Source organism: Janibacter indicus (genome assembly GCF_900176385.1).
GTDB lineage: Bacteria > Actinomycetota > Actinomycetes > Actinomycetales > Dermatophilaceae > Janibacter > Janibacter indicus.
This window is the reverse complement of record NZ_FWXN01000014.1, coordinates 45,552-59,987: the sequence shown is the minus strand read 5'-3', so window position 1 is coordinate 59,987 and position 14,436 is coordinate 45,552. Positions and strand designations below refer to the sequence as shown.

Annotated in this window: 14 protein-coding genes; 4 read left to right on the top strand and 10 right to left on the bottom strand. The window is 71.3% G+C overall.

The features are described from left to right. Positions 1-44: 44 nt before the first annotated feature. From B9B60_RS15685 to soxR, 3 genes are all read right to left on the bottom strand, one after another. Positions 45-941: a phosphoribosylaminoimidazolesuccinocarboxamide synthase gene (locus tag B9B60_RS15685; protein ID WP_084452889.1), complete on the bottom strand. Its 897-nt coding sequence runs from the start codon at positions 939-941 to the stop codon at positions 45-47. Between the two features lie 92 nt (positions 942-1,033). Beyond that, positions 1,034-1,528, bottom strand: a complete 495-nt coding sequence (locus B9B60_RS15680) for a hypothetical protein (protein WP_072623477.1) — start codon at positions 1,526-1,528, stop codon at positions 1,034-1,036. 38 nt (positions 1,529-1,566) lie between these two features. Then, positions 1,567-2,022 (bottom strand): redox-sensitive transcriptional activator SoxR, encoded by a 456-nt coding sequence (gene soxR, locus B9B60_RS15675; protein ID WP_084452887.1) that lies wholly within the window; start codon positions 2,020-2,022, stop codon positions 1,567-1,569. Between the two features lie 54 nt (positions 2,023-2,076). Here soxR and B9B60_RS15670 point away from each other — a divergent pair, with 54 nt between their 5' ends. Beyond that, positions 2,077-2,319, top strand: a complete 243-nt coding sequence (locus B9B60_RS15670; RefSeq protein WP_084452885.1) for a WhiB family transcriptional regulator — start codon at positions 2,077-2,079, stop codon at positions 2,317-2,319. Here B9B60_RS15670 and purD read toward each other — a convergent pair whose 3' ends face one another. Further along, positions 2,320-3,603: a phosphoribosylamine--glycine ligase gene (gene purD, locus B9B60_RS15665; RefSeq protein ID WP_084452883.1), complete on the bottom strand. Its 1,284-nt coding sequence runs from the start codon at positions 3,601-3,603 to the stop codon at positions 2,320-2,322. A 348-nt stretch (positions 3,604-3,951) separates the two neighbouring features. Between purD and B9B60_RS15660 the strand changes: the two genes are divergently transcribed. Continuing rightward, positions 3,952-6,159 carry a HelD family protein gene (locus B9B60_RS15660; RefSeq protein ID WP_084452880.1) on the top strand — a complete coding sequence of 736 codons (2,208 nt, stop codon included), beginning with the start codon at positions 3,952-3,954 and terminating at the stop codon, positions 6,157-6,159. An 89-nt stretch (positions 6,160-6,248) separates the two neighbouring features. Here B9B60_RS15660 and B9B60_RS15655 read toward each other — a convergent pair whose 3' ends face one another. From B9B60_RS15655 to fbaA, 5 genes are all read right to left on the bottom strand, one after another. Further along, the gene (locus B9B60_RS15655) at positions 6,249-6,428 is read right to left on the bottom strand and encodes a DUF5302 domain-containing protein (RefSeq protein WP_072623472.1); all 180 of its coding nucleotides are present in this window, start codon (positions 6,426-6,428) and stop codon (positions 6,249-6,251) included. A gap of 108 nt (positions 6,429-6,536) precedes the next feature. Continuing rightward, a complete protein-coding gene (locus B9B60_RS15650) occupies positions 6,537-7,826 on the bottom strand; it encodes an adenylosuccinate synthase (protein ID WP_084452878.1) in 1,290 nt (429 codons plus the stop codon). Between the two features lie 87 nt (positions 7,827-7,913). Next, positions 7,914-8,711: a helix-turn-helix transcriptional regulator gene (locus tag B9B60_RS15645; protein ID WP_084452877.1), complete on the bottom strand. Its 798-nt coding sequence runs from the start codon at positions 8,709-8,711 to the stop codon at positions 7,914-7,916. A gap of 199 nt (positions 8,712-8,910) precedes the next feature. Further along, entirely contained in the window at positions 8,911-9,315 is a 405-nt protein-coding gene (locus B9B60_RS15640; protein ID WP_084452875.1) for a DUF3151 domain-containing protein, read from the bottom strand. Next, entirely contained in the window at positions 9,315-10,349 is a 1,035-nt protein-coding gene (fbaA, locus tag B9B60_RS15635) for a class II fructose-bisphosphate aldolase (protein ID WP_072623468.1), read from the bottom strand. The genes B9B60_RS15640 and fbaA overlap by 1 nt, the downstream gene beginning before the upstream one ends. A 146-nt stretch (positions 10,350-10,495) precedes the next feature. Between fbaA and B9B60_RS15630 the strand changes: the two genes are divergently transcribed. Next, positions 10,496-11,125, top strand: coding sequence for a lipoprotein LpqH (locus B9B60_RS15630; RefSeq protein ID WP_084452873.1), 630 nt, complete (start codon positions 10,496-10,498; stop codon positions 11,123-11,125). Positions 11,126-11,156: 31 nt separating this feature from the next. Here the strand turns inward: B9B60_RS15630 and B9B60_RS15625 are convergent, their stop codons facing one another. Then, complete coding sequence (locus tag B9B60_RS15625) at positions 11,157-12,374, bottom strand: pyridoxal phosphate-dependent aminotransferase (RefSeq protein WP_084452871.1); 1,218 nt, start codon at positions 12,372-12,374, stop codon at positions 11,157-11,159. A 77-nt stretch (positions 12,375-12,451) separates the two neighbouring features. Between B9B60_RS15625 and putP the strand changes: the two genes are divergently transcribed. Beyond that, positions 12,452-13,978: a sodium/proline symporter PutP gene (gene putP / locus B9B60_RS15620; protein ID WP_084452870.1), complete on the top strand. Its 1,527-nt coding sequence runs from the start codon at positions 12,452-12,454 to the stop codon at positions 13,976-13,978. Positions 13,979-14,436 lie beyond the last annotated feature (458 nt).

Here is a 14,436-nt window from a genome sequence, read left to right as displayed (position 1 = left end):
CCCCTCGTGCTGCTCCCGGGTGGGGCACGGGTGAACGCTCCCGATCAGGAGCGGAAGGTCTGCCCCGTCAGCCGCTCGTAGGCCTCGACGTACTTCGCGCGGGTCTGCGCGACGACGTCCTCCGGGAGCGAAGGGGGCGCCTCGCCCGAGGTCTTGTCCCAGCCGCTCGCCGGCGAGGTCAGCCAGTCGCGGACATATTGCTTGTCGAAGCTCGGCTGCTGCCGGCCGGGCTGCCACTGGTCAGCCGGCCAGAAGCGCGAGGAGTCGGGCGTGAGCACCTCGTCCGCCAGGACGATCTCGTCGCCGCGCATGCCGAACTCGACCTTGGTGTCGGCGAGGATGATGCCGCGCTCGGTGGCGATCTCGTTGCCGAGCTTCAGGATGCGCACCGTGAGGTCGCGCACGCGGGAGGCGAGGTCCTCGCCGATCTCGGCGACAACGCCGGAGTAGGGGATCGGCTCGTCGTGCTCGCCGACGGGCGCCTTGGTCGAGGGGGTGAAGATCGGCTCCGGCAGGGGCGAGCCGTCGACCAGACCGGCCGGCAGCTCGATGCCGCTCACGGCACCACTCGCCCGGTACTCCCCGAGCCCGCCACCGGTGAGGTAGGCGCGGGCGACGCACTCGACGGGCAGCATCTCGAGTCGCTCGACGAGCACCGCCCGGCCGGCGACGGCCGCAGGGACGTCGGTCGAGACGACGTGGTGCGGCACGAGGTCGGCGAGCTGGTCGAACCACCACAGCGACATCTGCGTGAGCACCGCGCCCTTGTCGGGGATCGGGGTGTCGAGCACGAAGTCGTAGGCCGACATCCGGTCACTCGCGACGAGCAGCAGCTGGTCCTCGCGCGGCTGCCCGTCGGTACCGACCGGCGCGTAGAGGTCGCGCACCTTGCCGGAGTAGACGTGGGCGTAGCCGGGCAGCTGCAGCGGGGTCTCGCTCATGGGCACATCCTCGCAGCAGGCCGACGGGAGCCGCCGCGCGCCTCAGCCTCCGGTCACCGCCGCGAGATGCGTCGAGCCCGGGATCGGTCGGGTCAGGCCCGGCGGCGCCCCAGTCGGCGGGCTCCGGCGGCACCGAGCCCGGCCGCGAGAAGCAGACTGCCGAAGAGCAGGAAGTTCATCGGGGTGAGGATGACGTAGGCGTCACGACCGACGCTCGTCGGCACGAGGTCGTAGATCGAGCGGGCCAGCTGGAGGTCGCCGAGGGCCACGCCGAGGGCCAGGGTGCACAGCCCTGCCACCGTCGTGCCGACGGACGACCACGCCGTGACCGCTGCCCAGAGGAGCGCCGCCAGGACGAGAACCGCGGCGCCGGCGAACGTCGCGCCCCACTGGGGTTGGAACTGCTCTGCGTAGGAACGCCATCCCCGCGCGAGCACCCACAGCCCGCCGATCGTCACCCACCACGGCAGCACGGCGACCAGCGGGGTGAGGAGCCACGCGAGGAGGCGACTCGACCCCCCTTCGGTCCGGTCCTCGGCGCGCTGCGCGGCCGTCGTGGCGGTCGTGGTCTCGGGCTCCCCTGTCATGCGGCCATGTTCCCACCGACGGGAGGCCGAAGGGGGTCTCAGCCGTCCCGCAGACCGGCCGGCCAGCGCCGGGCACCGGGGCCTTCGACACCCCGCTCGTCGCCGGGGTTGTAGATCGGGCAGCTCGACGTCGACAGGCAACCGCAGCCGATGCACCCACTCGTCGTGTCACGCAGCTCGACGAGCGCGTCGATGCGCTCCTGGAGGGCGTCGTGCCAGCGCCGGGAGAGCCGCGCCCAGTCCCGTGCGGTCGGGGGCCGCTGCGCCGGAAGGGAATCGAGCGCCTCGCGGATCTCATCGAGGGACAGGCCGAAGCGCTGCGCCGCACGGACGAGGGCGAGCCGCCGCAGCGTGTGCCGCGGGTAGCGACGCTGGTTGCCCGCCGTCCGGGTCGCGTCTACGAGCCCCTTGGTCTCGTAGAAGCGCAGCGTCGGGACGCTCACCCCGGCCCGGGCAGCCACCTCCCCGATGGTGAGCAGGTCCCGCGTGTCCATGCCCTGACCCTACCGACTTGACCTCATGTCAACTTGAGGTTGGAGGGTGGCCGCATGACGACGACGACCACGCCGTGCCAGACCATGTCTCCCGAGCTGTGGTTCGCCGAGACGCCCGAGGGTCTGGAGTACGCCAAGTCGCTGTGCGCCGACTGCCCGCTGCGCCGCATGTGCCTCGAGGGCGCGCTCGAGCGCGGCGAGCCGTGGGGCGTGTGGGGCGGCGAGATCCTCCACCAGGGAGCGGTGATCCCCCACAAGGTCAAGCGCGGGCGCCCTCGCAAGGACGTCGCCGCCTGATCAGGCGCGGATCTCCCCGCGGGAGGCGCGCAGCGCGATGTCGGTGCGGTGGTGGCCACCGTCGAGCCCCACCTCGGCCACCGCGGCGTAGGCCCGCTCGCGCGCCTGTGCGAGGTCGTCGCCGAGGGCGACGACCGACAGGACCCGGCCGCCCGAGGAGACCAGTCGGCCGTCCTGCGTCGCGGTGCCCGCGTGGAGCACGTGGACGTGCTCGGCGAGGTCGCCGTCGGCGATCGCGTCGAGACCGTCGACCGGGACCCCGGTGATCGGCTTCGCCGGGTAGCCCTCGGCCGCGACGACGACGGTCACCGCCGACTCGGGACGCCAGCGCAGCGGGTCGTGCTCGGCCAGGCGACCCTCGGACGCCGCGGTGAGCAGCACCGCCAGCGGCGACTCGAGCCGGGCGAGCACGGACTGGGTCTCGGGGTCGCCGAAGCGCACGTTGAACTCGATGACCCGCGGACCGCGCGAGGTGAGCGCCAGCCCGACGTAGAGCACCCCGACGAAGGGAGTGCCTCGCCGCGCCATCTCGTCGACGACCGGCTGCGCCACCCGGGCGACGACGTCGTCGACGAGGCCCTCCGGCGCCCAGTCCAGCGGGCTGTAGGCGCCCATGCCGCCGGTGTTGGGGCCCTCGTCGCCGTCGAAGACCCGCTTGAAGTCCTGGGCGAGGTCGAGGGGCACGACGGTCGAGCCGTCGCAGATGCAGAAGAGGCTCGCCTCGGGGCCGTCGAGGAACTCCTCGATGACGACGCGACCGTCGTCCCCCTTCGCCAGGCAGGCCAGGCCGTGCGCCATCGCGACCTCGCGGTCCTCGGTCACCACGACCCCCTTGCCGGCGGCCAGTCCGTCGTCCTTGACGACGAAGGGAGCGCCGAAGGCATCGAGGGCCTCGGCCAGCTGCTCCTCGGTCGTGCAGACGTGCGCGAGGGCGGTGGGCACCTCCGCCGCGGCCATGACCTCCTTGGCGTAGGCCTTGCTGCCCTCGAGGCGCGCGGCCTCGGCGCCGGGGCCGAAGCAGCGGATGCCGGCCTCGCGCACCGCGTCGGCGACGCCCGCGACGAGCGGGGCCTCCGGGCCGACGACGACGAGGTCGACCTCGTGGCCACGGGCCAGGTCGACGACCGCCTGCGGGTCCTCCGCGGCGACCGGCAGGTTGCGGGCCAACGTGTCGGTGCCGGGGTTGCCGGGGGCGGCGATGACGGCCGAGACCGTGGGGTCGAGGGTGAGGGCGCGGACGAGGGCGTGCTCGCGGGCGCCGGAGCCGATGACGAGAACCTTCACGGGGGCGAGCCTACGAGACGCCGACGGGCGCGGACTCTCCCCTTCGGCCGACTGGCCACACAGGCCTCGAGACATGAGGGGGGCGCAGCTCTCGGCAGGCAGGGGGTATCTGCCGTGAGCTGCGCCCCAAGGTCGCGGGTCCAGACATCAGGGGGGACACCGACCGCGCGACCGTCGACCGAAGCCGACCCCCCGATAGTGGCACTTCGTTGAGGGTGAAATCAAGATGGAACGGACCAGTTCCTCCAGAAGTCCTCTCGACAGGCCCGGCAACCCGTGTCATCGGGCGCGTGCACGGAGCAACTAGACTCAGTCCTTCCGCCCAGCCGAAGGGGAGCACGAGGCCCTGTGACCGACACCCACGTCGACGCCGTCGCTGCCGAGATCGCCATCGAGCAGCAGCATCTGGACCGTGTCCACGCCGAGCTCGCCAAGGCCGGGAAGCGCGCCGATCTCGTGGCCGTGGACGGGATGTCGCGCGGCCGCACCGACCGCACCGGCGATGTGCGCGACGAGGAGATGTCCGGGCTCTTCGAGCGCGACGCGCTCGTCTTCAACGCCGCCCGACGCATGGCCACGCTCGAGCACCAGTACGAGGGTCTCGTCTTCGGCCGGCTCGACCTCGACCACGCGCCGGAGGGAGCAGACCAGTCGGACCGCGAGGTGCGCTACATCGGCCGCCTCGGCGTGCGTGACGACGACTACGAGCCGCTCGTCATCGACTGGCGGGCGCCGGCCGCCTCCCCCTTCTACCGCGCGACGCCGGGCGACAACCAGGGCGTCATCCGCCGCCGCGTGCTGCGCAGCCGCGGTGAGCGGGTCATCGGCGTCGAGGACGACCTCATGGTCCCCGAGGCGCCCGACGACATGGTCGTCGTCGGCGACGGCGCCCTCCTGGCTGCGCTGACCCGCAGCCGCGGGCAGCAGATGCGCGACATCGTCGCGACGATCCAGGCCCACCAGGACGAGGCGATCCGCGCCAACGACCGCGGCATCACCGAGATCAGCGGCGGGCCGGGCACCGGCAAGACGGTCGTGGCCCTGCACCGCGCGGCCTACCTGCTCTACGCCAACCGGCGCCGCTACGAGTCCGGCGGCATCCTCGTCATCGGGCCCTCCGCGGCCTACACCGCCTACATCGAGCGGGTCCTCCCTTCGCTCGGCGAGGAGTCGGTGACCCTGCGCTCCCTCGGCGACGTCGTCGACGTCATCACCGCCGTGCGCCACGAGTCCCCCGAGGTCGCCGCGATCAAGGGATCGCTGCAGATGCGCACCGTGCTCAAGCGACTCGCCGCGCGGGCCGTGCCGGGCGCACCCACGAGCATGCGGGTCATGGTCGGCGGCCTGCCCGTCCACCTCGACGAGGGCCAGCTGGCCGACATCCGACGCCGCGCGCTGCGCGACCGCACGCGCAACCAGGCGACCAAGCACGTGCGCGAGCTGCTCGCCGAGTCCGCGTGGCGGCAGGTGCGCGAGGGCGACCGCGACGAGTTCCTCGACGCCTTCGACGAGTCCCTGGCCGTCGACGACTTCGTCGCCGCGTGGTGGCCGCAGGTCGACCCGCGCGAGGCCCTGCTGTGGCTCGCGGACACCGAGCTCGCCTACGAGGTGTGCCGCTCGGTCCTCAGCCAAGGCGATGCCGCCGCCCTGGCCCACGCAGCCCGCGAGACCCTCGAGCTCGGCTCGTGGACCGTCTCCGACGTCGCGCTCGTCGACGAGCTGTCGGTGCGGGTCGGGCAGGTCGAGGCGCCCGAGGTCGAGGAGCGCTCCTTCTACGAGATCGAGGAGCTCGACGGCGTCGAGGAGCTGCAGGCCATGGGCTCGGCGATCCGCGCCCCCGAGGTCGACCACTCGCTCACGCCGACGTCCGCCCGCGAGCGCCTGCTGCACGGCACCGTCGGCCGCTCCACCGACTACGCCCACGTCCTCGTCGACGAGGCCCAGGACCTCTCCCCCATGCAGTGGCGGATGATCGGCCGCCGTGGCCGCCGCGCCTCGTGGACGGTCGTCGGCGACGTCGCCCAGGCCTCCTGGCCCGACATCGCCGAGGCCGAGCAGGCTCGCGACGAGGCCTACGGCACGCAGCCGCGACAGGCCTTCCACATGACCACCAACTACCGCAACGCGCAGGAGATCTTCGACTACGCGCGCGAGGTGATCCTGCCCGTCGTCCCCGACGCCGACATCCCCGACGCGGTGCGGCAGACCGGGGTGCGGCCCGAGGACGTCACCTTCGGCGACCCGCTCGACGACTCCCGCCCCGACGTCAGCACCGTTGCGGCACAGGCGCTCACGCGCCTCGCCGACGAGGTCGACGGGTCCATCGCGGTCATCACCCCGCAGCGTCACGCCGAGGCGATGCTCGCCCTCGACGGCAGCCACGACGGGCGCGTCGTCGTCATCGACCCGCTGTCGACGAAGGGTCTGGAGTGGGACGCGACGCTCGTCGTCGACCCCGACGCGATCGTGCGCGAGGCCCCCGGTGGCGCCCGCGTCCTCTACGTCGTGCTCACCCGTGCGGCGCACCGGATGACGGTGCTGCGGCCCCTGGACTGAGGCACCTCCCGTCCGGACGGATCGGACGGCGGGACATGCGGAACGGCCCCGGGGCAGGTGCCCCGAGGCCGTCCGTGTGGAGCGAGTGGTCAGCCGCTCTTGCGGCGGAACATCTGCTGGGTCGCACTGGTCTCGGCGCGGTGCGCGTCCTCGACCTTGCCGTGCGAGCCATCGGGCGAGACATTGGCCCCGCCGTGCGACTGCTTCTTCTCCAGCGCTTCCCGGAACTTCGCCTTCACGTCCTCAGGAGCGCTCTCGTGCTTGCTCATGGGACCTCCCTTCGTCGGCGGCCGGGACCGCGGCTGCGACCCCGTGTCACTCCACCCTCCAGCACGAAGGGGGTGAAGGCAACGGCTTTTCGCCGGCGACGGGGCCGCTCAGGCGTCGAGGAGCGGGTGCCGCTGGATGATCTCGTCGCGGCCGGGGCCGACGCCGATCGCCGAGACCCGGGCACCGATGAGCTCCTCGGCCCGCAGGACGTAGGCCTGGGCATTGGCCGGCAGCTCCTCGAAGGTGCGGCAGTGGGTGATGTCCTCCCACCAGCCGTCGAGGTACTCGTAGATCGGCGTCGCGTGGTGCACGTCCGACTGGTTGACCGGCATCTCCTCCACCCGCTCGCCGTCGATCTCGTAGGCGACGCAGATCGGGACCCGCTCCAGGCCGGTGAGGACGTCGAGCTTGGTGATGACGAAGTCGGTGACGCCGTTGATCCGGGTCGCGTAGCGGCCGACGACGGCGTCGAGCCAACCGGTGCGGCGCGGGCGACCGGTCGTCGTGCCGTACTCGTGGCCGGTCTTGCGCAGGAACTCTCCGTCGTCGTCGAAGAGCTCGGTCGGGAAGGGGCCCTCGCCGACACGCGTGGAGTAGGCCTTGAGGATCGCGATGACCCGGCTGACCCGGGTCGGCGGGATGCCCGAGCCGGTGCAGGCGCCACCAGCAGTCGCCGAGGACGAGGTGACGAAGGGGTAGGTGCCGTGGTCGACGTCGAGCAGGGTGGCCTGGCCGGCCTCGAGCAGGACGTTCTTGCCGGCGTCGAGCGCCCGCTCCAGCTCGAGACTGGTGTCGACGACCATCGGGCGCAGCCGGTCGGCGTAGGAGAGCAGCTCGGCGACGACGGCGTCGGCGTCGGCCGCCCGGGTGTTGTAGATCTTGGCCATGACCTGGTTCTTGAAGTCCAGGGCCGCCTCGACCTTCTGGCGCAGGATCCCCTCGTCGAAGATGTCCTGCACGCGGATGCCGATGCGGTTCATCTTGTCGGCGTAGGTCGGTCCGATGCCACGGCCGGTCGTGCCGATCTTGCGCTTGCCGAGGAAGCGCTCGGTGACCTTGTCGAGTGTGCGGTTGTAGGGCGCGATGAGGTGCGCGTTGGCGCTGATGAGCAGCTTGGAGGTGTCGACGCCACGCGCCTCGAGCCCGTCGAGCTCCTGGAAGAGGACCTCGAGGTCGATGACGACGCCGTTGCCGATGACGGGGACGACGCTCGGGGTGAGGATGCCCGACGGCAGCAGGTGGAGTGCGTACTTCTCCCCCTCGATGACGACGGTGTGACCGGCGTTGTTGCCCCCGTTGAACTTCACGACGTAGTTGACGTCGTTGCCCATCAGGTCGGTCGCCTTGCCCTTGCCCTCGTCGCCCCACTGGGCCCCGATCAGCACGATCGCCGGCATCGGTCCTCCTCGCCCACCCCGGTGACGGCAGCGGGTCTCGACAACACATCAGCCGCGGGCGGCCCCGCGGCTGCTGACCCCCACACCCTACCGGCGCGCCACCCCGAGCCGACCGTCGCGCTCGAGGGCGACCCCGAGCTGGAAGCGGGTGCCGACGCCGTACTGGTCCATCAGGGCGGCGACGCGCCGGCGCACGGTACGCAGCCCGACGTGCAGGGTGCGCGCGATCATCTCGTCCTTGGCCCCGAGGGCGAGCATGCGGATCAGCGCGTCGTCGGCACCGGTCTCGGGCACCTCGACCTCCGGGGAGACCGACCACATGAGCTCGAACCACGCGGCGAAGCACTGCACCAGCGCGGGGTTGCGGATGAAGACGTAGGGCGAGTGCGGGTCGCCCCACTCGGCGAGGGTCACGACCGCCTCGTCGCCGAGCACGAGGAATTCGGTGGCCACGAGGTCGGACAGCCGCTGCTGCTGCCCGGAGCGCCGCTTGGCCGCGAGCTCCGCTCGCGACAGGTCGCCCTGCAGGACCTCCGGGTGGATCAGGGCCCGCTGGAGCTGGCCCTCGACGGCCCGGTCCCGCTCGTGCCGCGAGTTGGCCTCCTGCTGCCCCGCACCGGTGTCGGTGGTGAGGATGACGTTGTCCGTGCGATCGACGTGGCCGGCGACCCGGTCGATCATCGGCGCCGCCATCTCCTGGGTGAGGACCTGCACACCGGGGTCGTCACCGAGGTCGATGTTGTGCATGCGGGCCCGCAGCGTCATCAGGGCATCGCCGATGTCGACGAGCTTGTCGCGGGCCTCCTCGACCCGGATCGTGTCGGCGGCCAGGTACTGCTCGAGTCGACGAAGCGGGTCGTCGTCGACGTCATCGCTTCGGGCCATGATTGGCATGTTAGTGCCACTGGCCGTCCAGTGCCGTTCTTTCGGGTGTTCATGGGGCACAATGGGCCCTGCGGGGGCGCCGCGCTTGGGAATCAGGGGACTTCTGAGCGGCGCCCCCCGCCTTGTCTTCCGGGCACGGGACACCGGACCGACGACGAAGGGCGTCACGACCACTGGTCGTGACGCCCTTCTGGCCGTCTCAGCCCAGCAGTGCGCGGGCCGCCTCGAGCGAGGAGTCGGCGAGGAAGGTGCGGCAGCGCTGCTCCTCCTCGGTCTCGCCGATCTCGCCGGCGGCCTGGGAGAGCGCGGCGAGCGCCCGCAGGAAACCGCGGTTGGGCACGTGCGCCCACGGCACCGGACCCTGACCCTTCCACCCGGAGCGCCGCAGCGCGTCGAGACCGCGGTGGTAGCCGGTGCGGGCGTAGGCATAGCCCTCGATGGAGCGGCCACCGTCGAGGGCGGTCTCGGCGAGCACCGCCCACGGCAGGGAGGACGAAGGGAGGTCCGCCGCCACCGCGGCCGCGTCCTCACCGGCCTCGATGCGCGCGGTCGCCGGGTCCTCGGGCAGCTTCGTCTCGGGGATGCCGAGCAGGTTGTCCACCATCAGGCCTTCACCGACGTCCCGGCCGAGCGGAGGTTCTCGCAGGCCTCGACGATGCGGGCGGCCATCGACGCCTCCGCCTCCTTGCCCCACGCGCGGGGGTCGTACTTCTTCTTGTTGCCGACCTCGCCGTCGATCTTCAGCACGCCCGAGTAGTTCTCGAACATGAAGCCGGCGACCGGGCGGGTGAAGGCGTACTGGGTGTCGGTGTCGACGTTCATCTTCACGACGCCGAAGTCGACGGCGTCGCTGATCTCCTGGGCGGTCGAGCCCGAGCCGCCGTGGAAGACGAGGTCGAGGGGGCGCTCGCCGGCGTCGGTGCCGTACTTCGCGACGATCGCGTCCTGGCACTGCTTGAGGATCTCGGGGCGCAGCTTGACGTTGCCCGGCTTGTAGACGCCGTGGACGTTGCCGAAGGTCAGGGCCGTCATGTAGCGGCCCTTCTCACCGAGGCCGAGCGCCTCGACGGTCGCGAGCGCGTCCTCGGGGGTCGTGTAGAGCTGGTCGTTGATCTCGTTGGCGACGCCGTCCTCCTCGCCGCCGACGACACCGATCTCGACCTCGAGGATGATGTCGGCCGCGGCGGAGAGCTCGAGCAGCTCCTGCGCGATCTGCAGGTTCTCCTCCAGCGGCACGGCCGAGCCGTCCCACATGTGCGACTGGAAGATCGGCAGGCCAGTGGCGTCCCGACGCTCCTTGCTCGCGGCGAGCAGCGGGCGGACGAAGCCGTCGAGCTTGTCCTTGGGGCAGTGGTCGGTGTGCAGGGCGATGTTGACGTCGTAGTTCTTCGCCACCTCCTGCGCGTAGGCGGCGAGCGCGAGCGAGCCGGTCACCATGTCCTTGATCGTCGGGCCGGAGAGGTACTCAGCGCCGCCGGTGGAGACCTGGACGATGCCGTCGCTGCCGGCCTCGGCGAACCCGCGGATCGCGGCATTGAGCGTCTGGCTGGAGGTGACGTTGATCGCGGGGTAGGCGAAGGACCCTGCCTTCGCACGGTCAAGCATGTCGCGATAGACGTCGGGAGTGGCGATGGGCATGGCGTGGAGCCTCCTGGCGCGGTGATCGGTGGTCTTGCCGCCGATCCTCGCAGATCACCCCTCACCCGACCATGCGCCCTTTGCTAGGTTCGGTCGCGCGACCGGGGGGACGCGCCCCTCGCCACGTCACGACGAAGGGGAACCACGTGCACTTCCGTAGCCGACGCCACCTCGCGGCCGCTGCCGCCACCGCCGCCGTCCTCCTGACCGCCGCCTGCGGCTCCGACTCGTCCGGGCAGGAGTCGCCCTCGAGCAGCGAGGCTGCGCCCTCGAGCAGCGAGGCTGCGCCCTCGAGCAGCGAGGCTGCGCCCTCGTCCTCGTCCTCGAGCAGCGCGACCGGCTCCAACACGATCGTCGTGGACGGCACGACGATCGAGGCCCCCTGGAAGCCCGCCTGCCAGCGCAGCGAGGACGGCACCAAGGGCGCGATCGACCTGCTCGACCTGCCGAGCCTGGACGAGATCGAGGAGTCGGGCGAGATCGACGGCACCATCGTGGGCGCCGACTTCGACCTCGACGGCGACGAGGCGACACTCACCGGCTTCCGGGTGAACAACGGCTCCCAGGAGGACCTCATCGGCGACCGCTTCGGGGACCTCGACGGCAACGAGGACGACATGACGATCACCTACTCGCAGGAGGCCGTCCGCGTCGAGGGCACCGCCCAGGGCGAGGTCGACGGCACGGAGCGCAAGGACATCCCCTTCGTCATGGACGTCGGGTGCACCACCTGGATGGGCCTGACCAATGAGGGCGACGTCGCCCCGCCGAGCTGATCGCGGACGGGTCCTCAGGGCGCGAGCAGGCTCATCCGCGGGCGCCCGTGGAGCGTCGGGAGTCCTGCCAGGCGATGATCCGCTCGAGCGCCTCGGCGATGGCCTCGGGACCAGCCGCGAGCGACAGGCGCACGCAGTGCGACCCCTCGACTGGGTCGAAGTCCCCGCCGGGCGTCACCGCGACCCCGGTCGCCTCGAGCAGCGCCGACGCGTACTCGCGCGCATCGGCGAAGCCGGCCAGCTGCTCCCCCAGGTCGGCCCAGTAGTAGAAGGCACCGTCGGCGGGCGCCGCTGCGCCCCAACCGAGCTCAGGTACCCGCTCGAGCAGCACCTCGCGTGCCCGGCCGAAGTCGATGAGCGCCGCCTCGCACTGCCGGTAGGACTCCTCGGAGAAGGCCCCCACGGCCGCCTCCTGCGCCGCCGCCGGCGGGCAGAGCGCGATGTTGCCCGCGAGCGCGTCGACCGCGGCCCGCAGGTCCTGCGGCACGAGGAGCCAGCCAAGACGCCACCCGGTCATGCCCCAGTACTTGCTGAAGGAGGAGACGACGATCGCGTGCTCGTCGACCTCCCGGGCGCAGACCCCCTTCGCATCGGGGCCGGTGCCGTAGGTGACGCCGTGGTAGATCTCGTCGCTCACGAGCCGCACGCCGTGCGCGCTGCACCAGTCGGCGATCGCGGTGAGCTCACCACGGTCGACCATCGTGCCCGTGGGGTTGGCCGGCGAGGCGATGACGAGCCCGGCCAGCGGGGCCTGCGCGTGCGCCGCCTCGAGCTGGGTGACGGTCGGCTGGTAGCGCTCCGCCGGACCGGTCTCGATGTCGACGACCTCGCAGCCCAGCCCGGCAAGGATGTTGCGGTAGGCCGGGTAGCCGGGCCGCGCCAGCGCGACCCGGTCGCCGTGGTCGAAGGCCGCGAGGAAAGCCAGGACGAAGCCGCCGGAGCTGCCCGTCGTCACCGCCACTTCGGTCGGGTCGACGTCGAAGCCGTACCACCGCCGGTAGTGGCCGGCGATGGCCGCGCGCAGTGCCGCAGTGCCGAGCGCGGGCGTGTACCCCAGGGCCCTCCCTTCGGCATGGATCGCCGCCGCGGTCTCGTGGACCGGACCGGGCGCACCCTGGCTGGGCTCGCCGGCACAGAGCGAGATGACCTCACGGCCCTCCGCACGCATCCGGGCGACGGTGGCCAGGACGTCCATGACCTCGAAGGGGGCGACCGCGGACCGGGAGGAGGGGGCGAAGGGAGACGTCATGTGGTCATGGTCGCACTGTGATACAGGCCACGTGCGGGTGTACTGTCGCCCGGCCACACCTTCCAGAGAGGACTCCCGTGTCGGAGACGACCTACCAGCTCATCGCCATCGGCGTGTACTTCGCGGCGATGCTCGCGATCGGCTACTACGCCTACACGCGCACCCGCAACATCGACGGTTACATGCTCGCCGAGCGCGGGCTGCACCCGGCCGTCGCGGCCCTGTCCGCCAATGCCGCCGACATGTCCGGCTGGCTGCTCATGGGCCTGCCCGGCGCCATCTACGCCTCCGGCCTCATCGAGTCCTGGATCGCCATCGGCCTGACGGTCGGCGCCTGGCTCAACTGGAAGTTCGTCGCCCCGCGCCTGCGGGCCTACACCGAGATCGCCGGCGACTCGATCACGATCCCGAGCTACTTCGGCCGTCGACTGCGCGACCGGACCAACGTCCTGCGCGTCGTCGCCGCGGTCGTCATCCTCGCCTTCTTCACCTTCTACGTCTCCTCCGGCATGGTCGCCGCCGGTAAGTTCTTCGAGAGCTCCTTCGGCTGGGAGTACCTGCACGGCGTGCTGCTCGTCGCGGCGATCACCCTCGTCTACACGCTCTTCGGCGGCTTCCTCGGGGCGACGCTCACCGATGTCGCCCAGGGCCTGCTGATGTTTGCCGCCCTCGTCGCCGTGCCGGTCGTCGCCGTCTTCACGATGGCCTCCCCCGGCGAGATCGTCGACGGCGCACAGGCGGTCAACCCCGACGTCTTCAACCTCTTCGCCGGCAGCGACGGAGCCGCCCTGCTCGCCCTGAGCATCTTCTCCACGGCCGCGTGGGGTCTGGGCTACTTCGGCCAGCCGCACATCATCGTGCGCTTCATGGCGCTGCGCTCCTCCGCCGACGCGCACTACGGCCGCATCGTCAGCACGACGTGGATGATCATCACCGCGGTCGGCGCGATCACGACCGCCCTCATCGGCATCGCGTACTTCAACGGCCCCGACCCGGCCAAGCAGATCGACGACCCCGAGACGGTCTTCCTGCTCCTGTCGCAGATCTTCTTCCACCCGCTCGTCGCCGGCTTCGTCCTCGCGGCCGTGCTCGCGGCGATCATGTCGACGATGTCGAGCCAGCTCGTCGTGTGCTCCTCCGCGCTCGTCGAGGACCTCGTCAACCTCACCGGCCGCAAGGCCTCGGACAAGGCGCTGCTCGTCTACGGCCGCGTCGGCGTCCTCGTCGTCGCGCTCGTCGGCCTGGTCCTCGCGCTCGACCCCGACTCGGCGATCCTCGAGCTCGTCGCCTTCGCGTGGGCCGGCTTCGGCGCCGCCTTCGGCCCGATCGTCCTGCTGTCGCTCTACTGGCGTCGCCTCACCGCGAGCGGCGCGATCGCCGGCATGGTCGTCGGCGCCGTCACCGTCTTCGTCTGGGGCAACATCGACAGCCTGAGCGACCGGATGTACGAGATCGTCCCGGGCTTCGCGCTCAACCTGCTCGTCGCGATCGTCGTCTCCCTGGTCAAGCCGTCGACTGACCCGGAGATCCAGGCGGAGTTCGAGCGGATGGAGCACGAGCTCGCCGACGGACGCGGCGACATCGACCTCGCCCGTCAGGGCTGAGCCGACAGCGGTTCCACCCGCATCCCACCTTCGTGCGTCATGAGATGCACGGAGGTGGGATCTTTGCTGTTCGGGACGAAGGGGGTGCCTGGTGGACGAGGGCTTCGAGGACTTCGTGCGCGAGCGCGGCACGGCCTATTTGGCGAAGGGAGTGGACTGCGGCACCTTGTTCGCTCCATGCGCTTGGCCAGGTCCATCTTCGATGGTCATCCCCGCCGGCGTGCAGGCGGCGATCATGTCCGCCAGTCCCCATCCGGGCGCCCAACTCACGGTGACGCGAACGTCAGTTCCGGCCCGCGGCTAGTCCAGACCGTGTCGGCAGGCCGAAGTGAACGACCTCGGTCCCACCGATTTCGGCAAACTCGAGCATCTGCGGCTCCGCGCATGGCGTCCGCAGCCAGACCAACTACACACCAGATCGCCACATGGAGAGCGGCGGCTGCTGACCTCGACCCCAC